This is a genomic window from Klebsiella sp. K47, from assembly GCF_051858335.1.
Lineage (GTDB): Bacteria > Pseudomonadota > Gammaproteobacteria > Enterobacterales > Enterobacteriaceae > Klebsiella > Klebsiella pneumoniae.
Map to the genome: position 1 here is coordinate 1 of NZ_JBPYUI010000417.1, position 224 is coordinate 224.

General features: G+C 44.2%; 1 protein-coding gene. It reads right to left on the reverse strand.

Annotation, left to right across the window (positions count from 1 at the left end; genetic code table 11):
* A partial coding sequence (locus tag RRF55_RS28620) for an SDR family NAD(P)-dependent oxidoreductase (protein ID WP_439419388.1) occupies positions 1 to 224 on the reverse strand: 224 nt, incomplete at both ends.

Consider the following 224-nt stretch of genomic DNA (forward strand, 5'->3'; position numbering starts at 1 on the left):
ACTATTGGCAATATTGGTACGTATCCCACCCGGGTGAACACAAGTTGCACTGACACCACAGTTTTCTAGGTCTAGTTCTTGGCGTAGTGCCTCGGTAAAACCACGGACAGCAAACTTTGTCGCATTATAGGCACTCTGAGTAGGTTGAGCAGTGAGCCCAAATAGACTTGAAATATTCACAATATGCCCAGAGCCACTTTGTTTTAAGTAGGGTAAAAAAGCTT